This is a genomic window from Saccharopolyspora antiqui, from assembly GCF_052246905.1.
Classification (GTDB): domain Bacteria; phylum Actinomycetota; class Actinomycetes; order Mycobacteriales; family Pseudonocardiaceae; genus Saccharopolyspora.
The window spans coordinates 423,226-437,758 of sequence record NZ_JBQQBO010000001.1 but is presented as its reverse complement, the minus strand read 5'-3'; the positions used below and the strand labels follow the sequence as shown (position 1 = coordinate 437,758).

The following is a 14,533-nucleotide window of genomic DNA, read 5'->3' as shown; positions in this document are numbered from 1 at the left end:
CGACGCGACATCCGGCAGCTCCGATGTCCTCTTTGGAGTGATCATCGGCGCTGGTGAGGAGGTACCGGCGTCGCGGTGCCCAGGACCGTCGCCAAACCGTCCGAAAGCGATACCTCCGGGACGAACCCCAGCTCCCGGTGCGCCTTGTCGGAAGCACAAGTCCAGTCGGCACAACGCAATTCCCGAACCTTGTCGGTGTTGAAGAACGAGACCTCGCCCCGCGCGCGCCCGACGATTCCGGATATGGCGGCCGCGGCGCGAACCACCGCGACCGGCAGCGACACCGTCCGCGGCTGCGCATGGCTCGACGCCGAGGCCACCGCGCCGCACAGGTCGTCCCAGGAATACGGGAAGCCGTCCGAGGCGAAGTAGACCCCGCTGGCGGAATCGACGGTCCGGACGGTCCGCCCGCGCTCGGCAGCGGCCAGCAGGACCCGGCAGAGATCGTCGACGTGGATCAGCGAGTACGCGCGCTGCCCGCTGCCGCTTTTGAGGACGACTCCGAATCGCATCATCGCGAGTAGGGACGGGAGGAAAGCCGGATCTCCGGGGCCGTAGACGATGGCTGGACGAACCAACACGGTCGGGACGCGATCGGAGTGGACGCGAGCCGCCTGCTCGGCGGCGAGCTTGCTCCGCCCGTACCAGGACACCGGTCGGACGGGGTCCGCTTCGGCTCGCGGGATGCCCGCGGCAGCGGGCCCAGCCGCGGCGAGCGAGGAGCACACCACGAGCCGGGGCGGATGTGCCAGTCCGGCCAGGGTCTGCGCCAGCAGGCGAGTTGTCGCCACGTTTCCTGCTCGGAAGGCGGCGAGATCCGACGCCTTGACCACATCGGCCAGGTGCATGACGCAGTCCACGTCCGACAACGCCTCGCGCAGCCCGTCGCCGGTTCGCAGGTCCACCTCGGCCAGCTGCGCACCGATGCCCGCGAGCACGTGGCGAGGCGAAGTTGGTCGGACTGCTGCGATCGCGGTGTCGCCGCGGTCGACGATGTGTTCGCACAGCCTGCGGCCGATGAATCCGGTCGCGCCCGTCACGAGGAACTTGATCGCCATGCTGATCACCGTGCTCTTCCTGCGCCGCCACCGGAACACCCCAGCGGCTCCAGCGCGTGCGGGGTCATAGGTCGGTTTGGTAGAGCCGATACCGCTTGGCGGGTTGGGCTCCGACGAATTCGAGGACGCTGTTGACCGGCTCGTTGTCCTCCAGCGCCCAGGAGCACTCGGTCGATTCGAAGCCGAGCCGCCGTCCCGCGCGCAGCGACGCGAGCAGCAGCGCGGTTTTCAAGCCCTGGCCCCGGAAATCCGGGTGCGTGCCGAACAGGATCGTCCGTGCCGTGACCGCGATGGAGTCGGTAGGGCAGTTCGACGAATGCGGCCCGCACCCGGTGGTGAACCGGCCGCACTTCGATTCCCACACCGGTGCGAACGGGTTGCATGGAAAGTCCTCGGTGCTCGGGAACAGGCTCCGGGCACGTTGCGACGAGATGCCCGAGTTCTGGTCCTGGCGAGGAACTAACGGGCACTCGACGCCCCGGCCAGCGGAACATCGGCGCCCGACATCTTTCGATGCCACCACCGCCGAGTCACCCGCGCCACGCACCACATCACCCCATCGAGTGGGCGAGCCTGCTGGCCGCGACCCGCGCACGACCGGCAGGGCCCACCGGGACCCGAAGGCCGGTGACGCCACCGGCCGCTGGCGACGTCCGGGGCGGGCGGCTACCGGAACTCGGCGACCAACCGCTGGTTTGTTTCGGTCACGGCGTCGGTGAGGTCGCGGTAGGGCTCGTCCCACGGATCCTTGAGGCCGGTTCCGCTGACGTACTCCGATGTCCAGCCGATCGTGTTGAAGCCCCACGAGGTCAGCTCCGGGACCAGGCCCTCGCGGATCCAGCGATGTCGTGATCCGCCGTAGCGCTGGGCGAAGATCTTGGCGTTGTGCTCCATCCGCAGGTTGGTGTCGTCCGCGTGCACGACACCGATCGAAAGGAAGGGATGCCCGTCCGGGGTGTGCAGGCGCCACCGCCCGTCGCGCCGCACGGTGAACGTCTCGGCCACGCGCGATATGTCCTTTCTTCGGGCGGTCGGCGTTACTTCTTCAACCGTCGGCTGCCGCCGTGCCAGTCTTCCTGCCTGCCGACTTCTTCGTCGCGGACGCCGAAGCTGCGCAGTTGGGGCCGCTCGCGCAGGCTGCGCTTGAGTTCGGCGAAACCGGGGAAGGACGCGAGCCCGACGACGTGGTCCCAGAGCCGAACCGCGTCCGCATCGCTGGGCAGTCGGCTGATGACCGGTCCGAAGAACGCGGTGCCCTCCGGCGGTCCGAAGTGGATGATCGGCGTACCGACATCCTTACCGGTCAAGGACAACGCCTCATCGGTCTCGGCGCGCAGCTCGCTGTCCCAGCCGCTGTCGTCCAGCGCGTCGGCGAGTTCCACCGGCAGCCCGATCTGCGCGAGCAGCGGCTCGACGAAGCCGCGGCTGCCCCGTTGTGCTGGTTCCAGGTCGGCCGCGACGTCGGAGTCGAACACCTGGCTGCCGATCGCCTGGTAGAACGGCCCCACCGCGGCTCGCCCGTGCTCGGCCCGCACGCGAGCCGCGACCCGCAGCAGCCGCAGACCGGCGGTGTGACCGGCCTCGTACCCCTGTGGGAAGTGGGCGTCGTAGTCGACCTCGGCGTTGATCAACCGCAGCGAGATGAACCGCCAGTCCACCGCGTAGTCGCGCTGTGCCACGACCTTCCGGACCCACTTGCTCGTCATCCAGGCGAACGGGCACACCGGATCGAAGTAGAAGTCGATGTCCGACTCGGACATATCGCGTTCCCTTCCTCATGACTGTGCCGCGACCCGCACGGGCGGGCCGCTGATTTGGTTGGTGGCAGCGCCTGCGGCAGGTCTTACCGACCGACGCCGTGGAAAACATCACAGGCAGACCCCCAGGCGAGCCTGACGCACACCATCCGAGGGATGCGTCAGGGCGTGGTGAACGCGCGGGTCGGGTCGAACAGGGCGATGTCGTGGGATGTCGCGCCGTCGACGACGAGGTCGGCGAGCACCTCGCCGACGAGCGGCACGAACTTGAACCCGTGCCCGGAGAATCCACACGCGACCACCACCCTCGGGTGTCCGGGATGCGGGCCGATCACGAAGTGGTGGTCGGGAGTGAGCGTGTACATGCAGGCCTTGGAGCGGAGGTGGTGCCCGGCCAGCCCGGGGATCCGATCGGCCAGGTAGGCGGCGATCTCCTCGACCTCGGCCGGGTGGACGGTCCGGTCGATGCTGTCGGGCGTCGTGATGCCCGGCCGCCGGTAGAAGGCGACCTTCACGCACTCCTCCCCGTCCTGCGCGGGAAAGCCGTAGACGATGTGCTCGGGATCGGCCTCCCACAGGTAGACCGGGTGGTCCTCGAACCGGTCGACACCGCCGCGCGGCTGGAACCAGTGCATCACCTGCCGTTCGACCACCAGCGGGATCCCGAGGTCGGCGAGCAGTTCCGGGGCCCACGCACCGGGGCAGAACACCAGCCGGTCGGCGACGTAGGTTCCCCGATCCGTCGTCAGCTGCGCCGAGCTCGCGGTGGTGGTCCAGTCGATGACGCGCTCGCCGTAGTGCAGCCGCGCACCGGCCCGCGTGGCGAGATCGCTGTGGGCCAGCACGGCCTGCTCGGGTCGGACGAACCCGGCGCTGTCCTCGACCACGGCCAGCTCGTCGTCCCTCGGGTGCAACGTCGGGAAGCGGCGGCGCACCTCGGCGGGCTCCAGCACCTCGTGCGGCAGCCCCCACTGCTGGGCGCTGAGCAGCGCGCCGGAGACCACGCTCGAATCCGGATCACCGAGCATCACCGCCCCGGTCATGGTGAGCAATCGCCGCCCCGACTCGCGTTCGACTTCCCGCCACAGCTCGTACGACCGGCGCATCAGCGGCACGTAGGACGGATGTTCGGAGTAGGCCAGGCGCGTGATGCGGGAATTTCCGTGGCTGGACCCCAGATCGTGGGCGGCGTGGAACTGCTCGATGCCCAACACCCGCTGGCCGCGGGCGGCGAGCCGGTGCGCGGCCGCGCTGCCCATCCCGCCGAGTCCGACGACGATCACGTCATAGCTCACGGCATTGCCTCCTCGCTCCTGGCGGCTGCTTCCGGTGCTCGACCGGCCTCGTCGAGCGCGACGCCACGGGTCTCCGGCGCCAGCAGCACCGAGATCGCGACGCCGAGGCCGACGACTCCGGCGAGGATGAGCATCGTCGGGCCGATGCCCAGTTCGTTCAAGATCGTCGGGAACAGCAGCGTGCTGATCGCGGCTCCGGCCCTGCTGATCGCCGAGGCGATGCCGACGCCGGAGGCGCGCACCTCGGTGGGGAACACCTCCGACGGGTAGACGCTCTCCAGGTCCGCGGCGGCGGAGATGACGAAGGCGACGACCAGGAAGACCGGGATGAGCAGCCACAGCGATGCTTCCGGTTGGAGCCCGAGGACCAGGAGCGCGACGCCGACGATGACGAAGGACCAGATCACGAACGACCGGCGCCGGATGTGATCCATGATCAACCAGCCGAAGATCGCGCCGCACAGCAGCAGCAGGTTGTAGAGGACCTCGCCCAACCGGTCGTCGCCGATGCCGAACGCCTCGACGATCTTGGGCAGGAAGGTGCCGATGCCGAAGTACGGGAACACCTGGCAGAACCAGAACATCCCGGCGAACACGGTGCGGCCGAGGTACTTGCGGGAGAACAGCTCCCGGTACTTCGCCCGCCGGGCGGGATCGGCGGGCTCGTCCAACTCGTAGTCGGGTCCGTAGTACTTCGTCACGACCGCTCGGGCCTCCGCGACGCGGCCCTTGCTGATCAGCCAGCGCGGCGATTCCGGTGTGCCGAGTCGCATCAGCAGCGTGCTGAAGGCGGGCACGGCGCTGCTGGCCAGCATCCACCGCCACGCCTCCGGCCCCAGTGCGGCCTGCAGGCCGAATCCGACCCCGTAGGAGGCCACGAATCCGACCGTCCAGGTGGCGTTCATGCTCGCCAACAGGCGACCGCGCTGCTTGCGGGGCACGAACTCCGACAGCAGCGCGGGGCCGATGGCGTAGTCGGCGCCGATCGCCACGCCCAGCAGCAGGCGCAGCACGAGCAGCAGTACCGGACCGGTGACGAAGAGTTGCAGCACCGACGCGACGACGAACAGCACGAGGTCGGCGACCAGCATCTTCTGCCTGCCGATCGCGTCGGTGACCGGACCGAAGATGGCCGCACCGGCGAAGATGCCGATCAGCGCGGAAGCCGCGAGCAGCCCTTCCCACCACGCACCGAGGTGCATCTCGGCGGACAGCAGCGGCAGGGCGAGCCCGATCGAGCCGAGGATGTAGCCATCGCAGAAGAATCCGCCGATGGTGTACAGGCAAACCCGCACGTGAAACGCGCTCAGCGGGGCATCGTCGAGTCGCTTCATGCCATCCCAGCTTTCCCGCTCGCGTCCTCGTTGTCACGGGTGCGAACCCGGACACTTGCTGGTGCTCGGGGCGCCGATCCCGGCCGGACGCACACCGCTGTGCGGGTGCGTCGGCCGGGAAATCGGCTCGCGGCCGGGGGAGGGGGCGTGAGTGAAAACACCGGTTCTCACCGGCACTCATGCCTTCGGGCGCTCCAACTGCGTGTCCGGCGCGCAGCGGTAGGTGGTCGCATCGTTCGCGTCGCCCCGGCCGGTCCAGCGGGCGACGAACGGGTACCCGCAGATCGGGCGGGTCTGCGTGACCTGGCCGCCGTCGTCGACCCTGGTGGCCTCCAGCGTCTTCGGGGCCTTGCCGTGCTCCACCCACTTGACCAGCGCGCCCAGCGGATCGGCGGGCGCCGGACCGGCGCCGTCGCCGCAGTGGCCGACACCCGGTGCCAGGAACAGCCGCAGGAACTGCTGGGTCTGGCCCGGACCGAGCCGGTCCTGCACCCGCTGGTAGTAGTCGACGGTGCCCTGGAACGGCACGCCGAAGTCGGCTTTTCCGTGCCACAGCAGCATCTTCCCGCCAGCCGCCTGGAAGGCCGACAGGTCCGGGTTGGCGGCACCGAGCACCTCGGAATACATCTGGACCGCCTGGTCGAAGTACGCCTCGAACGACGCGTAGGTCAGGCTGGTCCAGTCGAAGGAGCGGTCCTGGGCGAGGAAGAGACCGAACCACCACAGGTCGTAGTCGAACGGCGCGCCCACCAGTCGGCCGTCCACTTCGACCGTGTCGTTGAGGCCCGCGAACGGTGCGCCGGGAGCCAGCCCGTACCAGAGGGGCTCGCCGTCGGCGCGCCGCGGCCCTTCGCCGATCTTGCGCATGACGTCCACATCGGCCGCGGTGATCGTGCCGCACGGTGTTTCTCGGCCGACGAGCGTCCCGAGGTCGAACTCGCAGCCGAGCGGATCGCCGATGACGCCGTCGCGCACCCCGTCGCCGAGGGCGTCGCACGCGTCGACCATCGCGGTGACCGCCGCTTCGAACTTGCAGGGCGCGACCGGGTTGTGCTGCTCCAGCATCACGACCTGGCCCCACATCTGACCGGTCTGCATCTCCGGGAAGTTGATCACGGGTGCGCCCGCGAGGATGCCGTCGTACTCGTCGGGATGGCGCTGCGCCTCCATCACGCCCTGCCGACCCCCGGTTGAGCAGCCGTTGAAGTACGAATAGGCCGGATGCTGCCCGTAGTACGCGGCGACGACCGCCTTGGCCGTGACCGTCATGTCCTGGATGCCTTCGTATCCGAAGTCCTGGATGGCGGGCCAGTTGAGGCGGCCGCTGCCGTCCAGCGCGAATTCCGCGGAATTGCCCGCGTGGCCGGTATCGGTTGCCGCCGCGGCATATCCGGCTCGCAGCGGATCGATCAGGCGCGCGGGATCGCCACCGAGGAATCCGCCGCCGCCGACGCCCTGGAACCGGCCGTTCCAAGTCCTGGTGGGGAGGTAGACCCACACGGTGATGGCGCCTTGATCGGTGGGATCGGCGACGGTCAGCGTGACTCGGCAGGACGGCGGCGTGCTGGCGTCTCCCGGATCTTCGATCGCCGAATCGACGGTCGTGTTCTGCAGCGCCAATTCGGTCAGGCTGCCGCACGACCGGGTGGGGGTGTTGGGTGCTGATTCCTGCTGCGCAGCGGCACTGCCGCCAGCGGCTGTGATGGCGGCCGCGCCCGCCGCCAACGCCGCGACGAACGCGACAGCCCTGTGCCGGGGAGAACGCAAATGTCGATGTGACCGCATTCGACCGTGTCCACCTCTCTGGAGACGACTACCGGTGTCGAACGGCAACCAGGCACACCCGGGCTCGGCCCGGATGCGCGGAATCAGCGCACCGCGCCACACCGCCTGACGACGACCGTTGCACATGCCGCGATCGCGATCACAGCTGCTTGTGTCACAGGCTTGCTACGACAAATGTCTCTTGCCGCACAACAGTTTTGGGCATCCGCCCAGCGGGAGTTTTGGGCATCCGCCCAGCGGCGCGTTCTTCGCCGACCGGGCCGATGATCCCGCCGGACCGGCCTCGGGGTGCCACCGGCCGAAGATCAGCCTCCAGGCTGACGGAACTACGACTTCCGGATAACCCAGGACGACCTGCTGAGCTGATGTGCGCTGACCCCGACGACGGCGACGCTGATCTACAACAGCAGCGACGGGAAACCGCGCTGATCGCCTCCACCCGCTACCGAAAGGGAACCCACCGATGCCTTCTCCGTTGGCAGCCACCGTTGTCGCCCCCGGCACCGAACAGGTCTGGGGAGTTTCGGCCGTCGTCGTGACCGGTCTCGTCGTCCTGGCCTACGTCGTCTTCTTCCTCGGCGCGCTCATCAGCATCCTGGGCAGCAGCCAGAGCGGCGGGATGAAGCTGGTTTGGATCATCTTCGCCTTCTGCGCGCCGTTCCTCGGCCCGCTCCTGTGGTGGATCGTCGGACGCAAGCAGGGCGCCTCGGCGAGCGGCCATCGGTCGTGAGTGGCAGCGGCCGTTGCCACTCAGGCCGGGGGTGCGAGCACGACCGCTGAGTTGTGCCCGCCCAGGCCGAGCGACGACTTCAAGGTGAGCCCGTCGACCGGCGGGGTGGGGCCGTTGAGCAGCCGGGGATGCCCCGGGCCGAACACCGGCGGGGCGGGCAGCAGCCCGCGGTCGTAGCCGAGTGCGGTCGCGGCGATCTCCACCGCCGATGCCGCGGCCATGCAGTGGCCGACCAGTGGTTTGACGGAGAAGAGTTCGGCGTCGGCGGGCAGCAGTTCGTCGAAAACGGTGGTCTCGGCGCGGTCGCATTGTGCGGTGCCCGGCCCGTGGGCGTTGAGGTAGCGCACCTGCGACGCGTTGACCCCGGCGTTCGCCAGCGCCTCGGTGAAGCACCGGGTGATCTCGGTCCGGCTCGGGTCGATCGAGGTGACGTGGTGGGCGTCGTGGGACATCGCGCCACCGAGCACGTGGAGGTAGGGGTTCGGGGTCCGCTTCGACAGCACCATCGCCACCGATGCCTCGCCCATGATGAAGCCCTGGGTGCCGTCCTGGAACGGCCTGCAGGCCCGCAGCGGTTCGACGTCGGTGACCGTGACCCCGAGCCGTTGGAAGTGCAGCACGATCTCGGGGGTGGAGGACAGGTCGGTGGCCACGAACACCACGTCCTCCACCACTCCGGCGTCCAGCCAGGCCTTCGCGGTGAGCAGGCCAGCGTTGCCGGAGGCGCAGGTCGCCGAGACGCTCATCGCCGGGCCGTGGAAGCCGAACTCCTGCATGAACGTCGACACCGGGGTGGAGGGCATCAGCGCGAGGTAGTCGCGTTTCGACACGTCCGCGCCGTGCTTGGCGTAGAAGTCCCGCCACAGGTCCACGTCCCCGAGCACGGCCGCGTGCAGCAGCCCCACCCGCCGCCCGGGCCGCCAGCCCCGGCGCTCGGCGTCGGTGATCGCTTCGCGCGCCGCGGCCCGCATGGCTCTGGCGAAGCGGCTCGGCCCGTCCAGTTCGTCACCGCCCTCGGGCACGGTCGCCACCCACGCCGCCTGGTCCCGGTCGGGGCCGTGCCCGTCGATCAGGCGGGCGGCTACCTTGCTGGTGGCCAAGCCGTCCCAGAGGGCCTCACGACCCCAGCCGTATCCGGTCACCGCGCCGATGCCGCTGATTCCGCAGTGCTGTGCCCGCATTCCTCTCCCTCCTCGGGTTGTGATCGTTTCGATCCACCACTTGCCGGTGGCTGTGGCGGTTCGGATCGCCGCGGTTCGGCTCGGCTCGATCGAAAACACGCAGGCGGCCTTTAAGATCGAACTACTCACCGTCACGGGAATCTTGATTCAATTCCCCGTTAGAGTGAAGAACAATTCGGCAAATTGCTACGAAATGTGTTCGCGTTCTCGTTTTGTTAACACGAAAGAGTGAAGATCGCATTTCTCGGCTTTTTCACCATTGATCAGCCGCGGCTCGGGGTGCCCGGTGCGCAGGGTTGATGACCAGTACTTATGGGAAGTCGACTGGGGTGGTGACGCGGTGCTACGGCCATGACCGGGCAGTCCACCCGCTGATCAAGTGCGCGCGGCCCGGCCATTGGACGGATCATGGAGGCTGATCCTGACGGCGGGTTCCCGGGCGGTTCCGCCGTCGGCCGCGAATTCCTGGACCTCGCGTTGTCCGCTTATGGCGCGGTTGGCTGGACGTTCGACTTCACCACCGACGAGGTCACCTGGATGCCCGGCATGGACGTGCTGCTCGGCATGCCGGAAGCAGCCGACGAAACCATCGGAAACCGATTGCGCGAGCTCGTCGAACCGTGGCTGGTGGTCGCGCAGGAGACCGCGGTGTGGCGGGACTTCGATCTCGAACAGCCGATCGTCACCGCGAAGGGCGAAACGAGGATCCTGCACTTCCACGCCCGACCGCTGGGGAGTCGACGTACCGGCGGCCTGATCGGACTGGTCCGCGACATGACCGGACTTCATCGGGACCGGCAGGCGCTGACCGACCTCGCCGACCGGTACCGGCTGCTCGTCGAGCTCAGCCCAGACGCGATCTGCGTCCACCAGGACGAAATCATCAGGTATGCCAACGCGGCCATGGGCACCATCCTCGGGGCCGGGTCCAGCGAGCAGCTCCTCGGCCGCCGGGTCACCGACTTCGTGGCTCCGGAGTCGATCCCCCCGATGCGCGAGCGGATCAGGTTGCTGACGACCCAGGGTGCGGCCACCCCGCGAGCCCAAGCCGAACTGCGGCGCGTCGACGGCACCACGGTCCCCGTGGAGTTGGTTTCGGTGCGCACGACGTGGGAAGGGCGCCCGGCGCAGCAGGTCATCGGCCGGGACATCTCCGTCCAGAAAGCCGCCGAGGCGACGCTGCGCTACCAGGCGGCCCTGCTGCAGCACGTCAACAACGCGATCATCGCGACCGACCGGGAAGGCGTGGTCACCAGCTGGAACCCGGCCGCCGAAGCCGTCTACGGGGTGCCCGCGGATCAGGCGCTGGGCAGGCACGTCTCGGAGCTGGTGGGCGTCCCGCTGCGGCCCGAAGCACTGACCGCTGACGGCGGCGTCACCGAGGCACGGCATCGGCGCAGCGACGGCACCGCCCTCGTGGTGCGGATCTCGGCCGCCGAGATGGAGTCCGGTTTCGTTCTGGTGTGCGCGGACGAGACCGCGCGTCGGCGGGCCGAGCAGGATTTCGCCACCGTCGTCGCCGCGCTCGACGAAGGCGTCGTGGTGGTGGGCTCGACGGGCCGGATCGAGTCGGCGAACCCCGCCGCGCGGCGCATCCTCGGCGCGAGCGCGGCCGAGCTCATCGGTTCCGCACCGACCTCCTGGCCGGTGTTCGACGAAGCCGGGAATGCGCTCGGACCGGACAACCACCTCGCCATGTCGACGCGGCGCAGTGGCGCGCCGGAGAACTCGCGAGTGGTCCGCTTCCAGCGGTCGGACGGGCGAAGCGTGTGGCTGGCGGTCAACTCCCGCGCGCTGAATCCGCAGGACCGCCCGCCGCACCTGGTCGTCAGCTCGTTCACCGACATCACCGAGAGCCGCGCCGCCCGGGAGCGCCTGGAGTACGAGGCCACCCACGACCCGCTGACCGGACTGGCCAACCGCACGCTGGTCCTGCGGCACCTGGGCCGGTCGCGAACCCAACCGATGGCCGTGCTGTTCCTCGACCTGGACAACTTCAAGCTCATCAACGACTCCCTCGGCCACGGCGCCGGTGACGACGTGCTGCGCACCATCGGGGAGCGCCTGGTGCGCGCGACGCGGGACGCGGACCTGGTCGGCCGACTCGGCGGTGACGAATTCGTCGTCGTCGCCCGCTGCGAAACCGGCCACGACGCGCTCGGCGAGTTCAGCGAACGCCTGCTCGGCGCGCTCACCGAGCCGATCCACGTGCAGGGCAGGCAGTTGCACGTCAACGGAAGCATCGGAGTGGTGGTGGCCGAACCGGCGGACGCCCGGTCCGGCCAAGAGTTGCTGCGCGACGCGGATGTGGCCATGTACCGGGCCAAGACGCGGGGTGGCGGGCGGTACGCGTTCTTCGGCGTGGAGCTCCGCGAACGCGTTCAGCGGCACATGGTCCTCGAACAGGACCTGCGCCACGCCGTGCAGCGCAACCAGCTCTGGGTGGCCTACCAACCGGTCGTCGATCTGCGCACCGATCGCATGGTGGCCGTGGAGGGTTTGCTGCGGTGGACGCACCCGGTCCACGGGACGGTCTCGCCGGGCGAATTCATCCCGCTCGCCGAGCAGAGCGAGCTGATCAACACCATCGGCGCCCACATGCTGCGCACGGCGACCGGCCAACTCGCCGCCGAACGCCAGCGGCACGGGTCGGAGCTGCACCTCAACGCGAACCTCTCGCCGCGCCAACTCGAAGATCCGCGTTTGCAGTCGATCGTGCAGCAAGCGCTCGCCGTGTCCGGGCTGCCCGCCCACGCCCTTTGCCTGGAGGTGACCGAGAACGCGATCATGCAGGACCCGTTGGCAGCCGCACGAGTGCTGGCTGCACTGCGGGAACTCGGCGTGTACCTGGCGATCGACGACTTCGGGACCGGGAACTCATCGCTGGCGCAGCTTCGCCGCCTGCCGATGGACGTCCTCAAGATCGACCGGTCGTTCGTCACCGATCTCGCCGACAGCGAGGAGCTCGAAGTCATCGTCACCAGCATCGTCGGCATGGCCCACGCGATCGGCGTCGACGTCGTGGCCGAAGGCGTTGAAACACAACAGCAGCTCGACCTCCTCCGCCGCCTCGGCTGCGACAAAGGTCAGGGCTACTACTTGGGCAAACCCACCCCGATCCAACAACTCCCCAGTCCGTAACGACCGCCACGCTCAAGCCCCTAGATCCTCTCGGCGGGAGCGCTGTCGCGGTGGATGCCGCGCCGTAGCGGGAGGACCGGCAACCGCGCGTCGACCGCCTTGAGGATCAGCGCGAGTACGCCTGTCACCAACACGTCGGTCAGCTGTGGCCGGATGACCACGCTGTTCATGGCGTTGCGCGCCGATCCGAGCCGTCCGGTTCGTCGGCCAGCCGGAGGGCTCGGTCGAGCCGACCACCAGTACCAGATCGGATTCCGCCGCGAGCGCGGCGCGGCGAGCAACACGGTTCGGGCGTCCATCAAGAGGTCCGCACGGTCGTGGCGGCGGCGAGCTGGCGCACGCGAGCGCTTTCGGTGCTCGATGCGCGTTCCGACGCGCGACTGGCCCGGTCGGTGCGCTCGCGTGCGAAGCCGGGTGCGGATGTCGGGGCGAGCGATTCGCCTGGTGTCATATCAGGCCGTCCCCTTCCATCCGCCGGTCGGACGGCGTGTGCGATCAACCTTCAGTAGGGCAGCCGCCGCTGCCGTGCGGAAGGCCGTCGATGGAGCGGGATTGTTGAACCTGCGGCGATGTTGAACTGCGCGAACCCCTGATATCACATCCGGGATCCGGCTTCCGACAAGACCTTCGCCAGTCCCGTGGTTCGGGGCCCTCATCGCGCCAGACGCCATTTCCTGCGACAGCTCGGCGCACGAGCTACGGACAGTTGACGCCGCACTGATCTTTTCGAGTGGAGTCACTGCTCCATGCAAGCGACCTTGCGTCAGTCTTGTTCACAGAACGCAGTCGCATGCTCAGGATGGTCGGCACGTAGCTGATCGGAAGTGAGGGGAGCGCGATGGCGGACGGTTTTCGAACGCGCCCAGACGGAACGGTTCATCCCATCCACAAGGCGAAAGGACGTAGCGGGCCGGTCGCGGTCGCGGCCGGGACGGCATTGGCGCTATCCGCCTCCGGCGGCCTTGGTGCCACCACAGCGGTCAGCGGTTCGGCAGGTGGTTCGACAGCTCTCTCAGCCGCCGAGTCGGCCGTGGTCCGCAACATCCAATCGAACCTCGCTAGGGCCAAAACCACTGCGCGGCAGGGGACATCGAGACAGGCGTGGCGGCAGTTGAGGCTGCGCCAAGCCCGCGAGGAGGCGGTCGACGCGGTCGAGTGCTGGTCCTTCTCCTTCGGAGAGGTGCAGGAGTTCTTCGCGCGCACGCCTTGCCGGAATCTGCGGCGGGTCCAGTTCCAGGTCAGCGACGAGGGCGGAAACACCATGTCGGTGCTGGTTTCCCAGGTCCAGATGGCAACGGCCGCAGATGCCCGCAAATTCCGGCGACTCATCGACGAACACGACACCGGGGACATCCTGCCGGTCCTCGCGGACGTGCGGTTCACCGGACACCATTACGACTCCCAGGCGAACGGCAAGACGATCACCATCGCGGAAACCGAGGCCGTGAGCGGCAATCCGTCGAAGGAGCTGCTCGAAGCAACCGCGGAAGCCGCAACCGCCCTCGCGCCACGGTGATTCCGAGCGGCCTCAGTCGGCGGTTGGTGCCTCTGGTGCGGAATGCGCCACACTCTCGCACATCACGATAACGTCCGATGTGGACGAATCGTCGACTTTGTCGAGGGGCGCGCGAAACCACCAATCGATCACGTCACAACCGTTCGCCCGCTTCGTGCTACTCGCGCCTCCGTCGAAAGTGGACTCGTTGATTGGGCAGTTCGATCCGCATGGTGAACTCGGGCGGTTCGAGATCGAGCCGGTGCCGTGGCACGTTCAATGCACCGGCGTCGATCGACGCTCCGGTCACCGGGGCCTCCGGCAACGTGACCTCGCGTTAACGGCGGTGGAACATGCCGCCAGGCGGCACGAGGTCGGCTCGTCGATCCGGCGCCCCGTCTTCGCCCCGATCCAGGTAGACGCGGGGAGCGGTCGGGGCGTTGGTCGGGGTCTCCGGCCGCTTGGCGGGCTTGGTTCCGGTCGGGTTGGTCGGCATTGCGGCCGGTCACTTCAGGGGTCACCCGTGTGGCGGAGGTGATGATCATCCGGTGCTACGCTCAGCCCGATTGTTTGAACTTCGATCACGTTGTGACACGTAAGAGGCCATGGGACGCAGAATCGCTGCACTCCAACGAGTCCAGTCGCGACAGCGAGTCGCGTTCGCGGTGCGGGGCACGACGAGATCCTCGGGGCTCGGCGAGTGGACATCGCGCAGCTGGGATGCCGCGGGTGATATTGCCCTGGCCGGATCGGCGCG

The 14,533-nt window shown here is 68.5% G+C and carries 13 protein-coding genes; 3 read left to right on the top strand and 10 right to left on the bottom strand.

Annotated elements, in window-relative coordinates; translation table 11 throughout:
• Positions 1 to 41: 41 nt before the first annotated feature.
• The 7 genes from ACTWQN_RS01990 to ACTWQN_RS01960 all read right to left on the bottom strand — a co-directional run bounded on the left by ACTWQN_RS01990 (position 42) and on the right by ACTWQN_RS01960 (position 7,211).
• A complete protein-coding gene (locus ACTWQN_RS01990) occupies positions 42 to 1,058 on the bottom strand; it encodes an NAD-dependent epimerase/dehydratase family protein (RefSeq protein WP_443201548.1) in 1,017 nt (338 codons plus the stop codon).
• A gap of 64 nt (positions 1,059 to 1,122) precedes the next feature.
• The gene (locus ACTWQN_RS01985; RefSeq protein ID WP_443201547.1) at positions 1,123 to 1,422 is read right to left on the bottom strand and encodes an N-acetyltransferase; all 300 of its coding nucleotides are present in this window, start codon (positions 1,420 to 1,422) and stop codon (positions 1,123 to 1,125) included.
• 302 nt (positions 1,423 to 1,724) lie between these two features.
• On the bottom strand, positions 1,725 to 2,063 hold the full coding sequence (locus ACTWQN_RS01980) for a hypothetical protein (protein WP_443201546.1): 339 nt from the start codon (positions 2,061 to 2,063) through the stop codon (positions 1,725 to 1,727).
• A gap of 32 nt (positions 2,064 to 2,095) precedes the next feature.
• Positions 2,096 to 2,818, bottom strand: coding sequence for a mycothiol-dependent nitroreductase Rv2466c family protein (locus ACTWQN_RS01975; protein WP_443201545.1), 723 nt, complete (start codon positions 2,816 to 2,818; stop codon positions 2,096 to 2,098).
• Between the two features lie 158 nt (positions 2,819 to 2,976).
• Positions 2,977 to 4,110 carry an N-methyl-L-tryptophan oxidase gene (solA, locus tag ACTWQN_RS01970; protein ID WP_443201544.1) on the bottom strand — a complete coding sequence of 378 codons (1,134 nt, stop codon included), beginning with the start codon at positions 4,108 to 4,110 and terminating at the stop codon, positions 2,977 to 2,979.
• On the bottom strand, positions 4,107 to 5,444 hold the full coding sequence (locus ACTWQN_RS01965) for an MFS transporter (protein WP_443201543.1): 1,338 nt from the start codon (positions 5,442 to 5,444) through the stop codon (positions 4,107 to 4,109). Before ACTWQN_RS01965 ends, solA begins: the two co-directional genes overlap by 4 nt.
• 177 nt (positions 5,445 to 5,621) lie before the next feature.
• Positions 5,622 to 7,211, bottom strand: a complete 1,590-nt coding sequence (locus tag ACTWQN_RS01960; RefSeq protein WP_443201542.1) for a tannase/feruloyl esterase family alpha/beta hydrolase — start codon at positions 7,209 to 7,211, stop codon at positions 5,622 to 5,624.
• A 481-nt stretch (positions 7,212 to 7,692) separates the two neighbouring features.
• Here ACTWQN_RS01960 and ACTWQN_RS01955 point away from each other — a divergent pair, with 481 nt between their 5' ends.
• Positions 7,693 to 7,959: a PLD nuclease N-terminal domain-containing protein gene (locus tag ACTWQN_RS01955; protein WP_443201541.1), complete on the top strand. Its 267-nt coding sequence runs from the start codon at positions 7,693 to 7,695 to the stop codon at positions 7,957 to 7,959.
• A 20-nt stretch (positions 7,960 to 7,979) separates the two neighbouring features.
• Here the strand turns inward: ACTWQN_RS01955 and ACTWQN_RS01950 are convergent, their stop codons facing one another.
• Positions 7,980 to 9,140, bottom strand: a complete 1,161-nt coding sequence (locus ACTWQN_RS01950) for a beta-ketoacyl synthase N-terminal-like domain-containing protein (protein WP_443201540.1) — start codon at positions 9,138 to 9,140, stop codon at positions 7,980 to 7,982.
• 408 nt (positions 9,141 to 9,548) lie between these two features.
• On the opposite strand from ACTWQN_RS01950, the gene ACTWQN_RS01945 reads away from it, so the two are divergent.
• A complete protein-coding gene (locus tag ACTWQN_RS01945) occupies positions 9,549 to 12,281 on the top strand; it encodes a sensor domain-containing protein (protein WP_443201539.1) in 2,733 nt (910 codons plus the stop codon).
• A gap of 20 nt (positions 12,282 to 12,301) precedes the next feature.
• On the opposite strand, the gene ACTWQN_RS01940 is transcribed toward ACTWQN_RS01945, so the two are convergent.
• Positions 12,302 to 12,580: a hypothetical protein gene (locus ACTWQN_RS01940; protein WP_443201538.1), complete on the bottom strand. Its 279-nt coding sequence runs from the start codon at positions 12,578 to 12,580 to the stop codon at positions 12,302 to 12,304.
• Positions 12,581 to 13,392: 812 nt separating this feature from the next.
• Here ACTWQN_RS01940 and ACTWQN_RS01935 point away from each other — a divergent pair.
• A complete protein-coding gene (locus tag ACTWQN_RS01935) occupies positions 13,393 to 13,797 on the top strand; it encodes a hypothetical protein (RefSeq protein WP_443201537.1) in 405 nt (134 codons plus the stop codon).
• Positions 13,798 to 14,113: 316 nt separating this feature from the next.
• On the opposite strand, the gene ACTWQN_RS01930 is transcribed toward ACTWQN_RS01935, so the two are convergent.
• On the bottom strand, positions 14,114 to 14,272 hold the full coding sequence (locus ACTWQN_RS01930; RefSeq protein ID WP_443201536.1) for a hypothetical protein: 159 nt from the start codon (positions 14,270 to 14,272) through the stop codon (positions 14,114 to 14,116).
• Positions 14,273 to 14,533 lie beyond the last annotated feature (261 nt).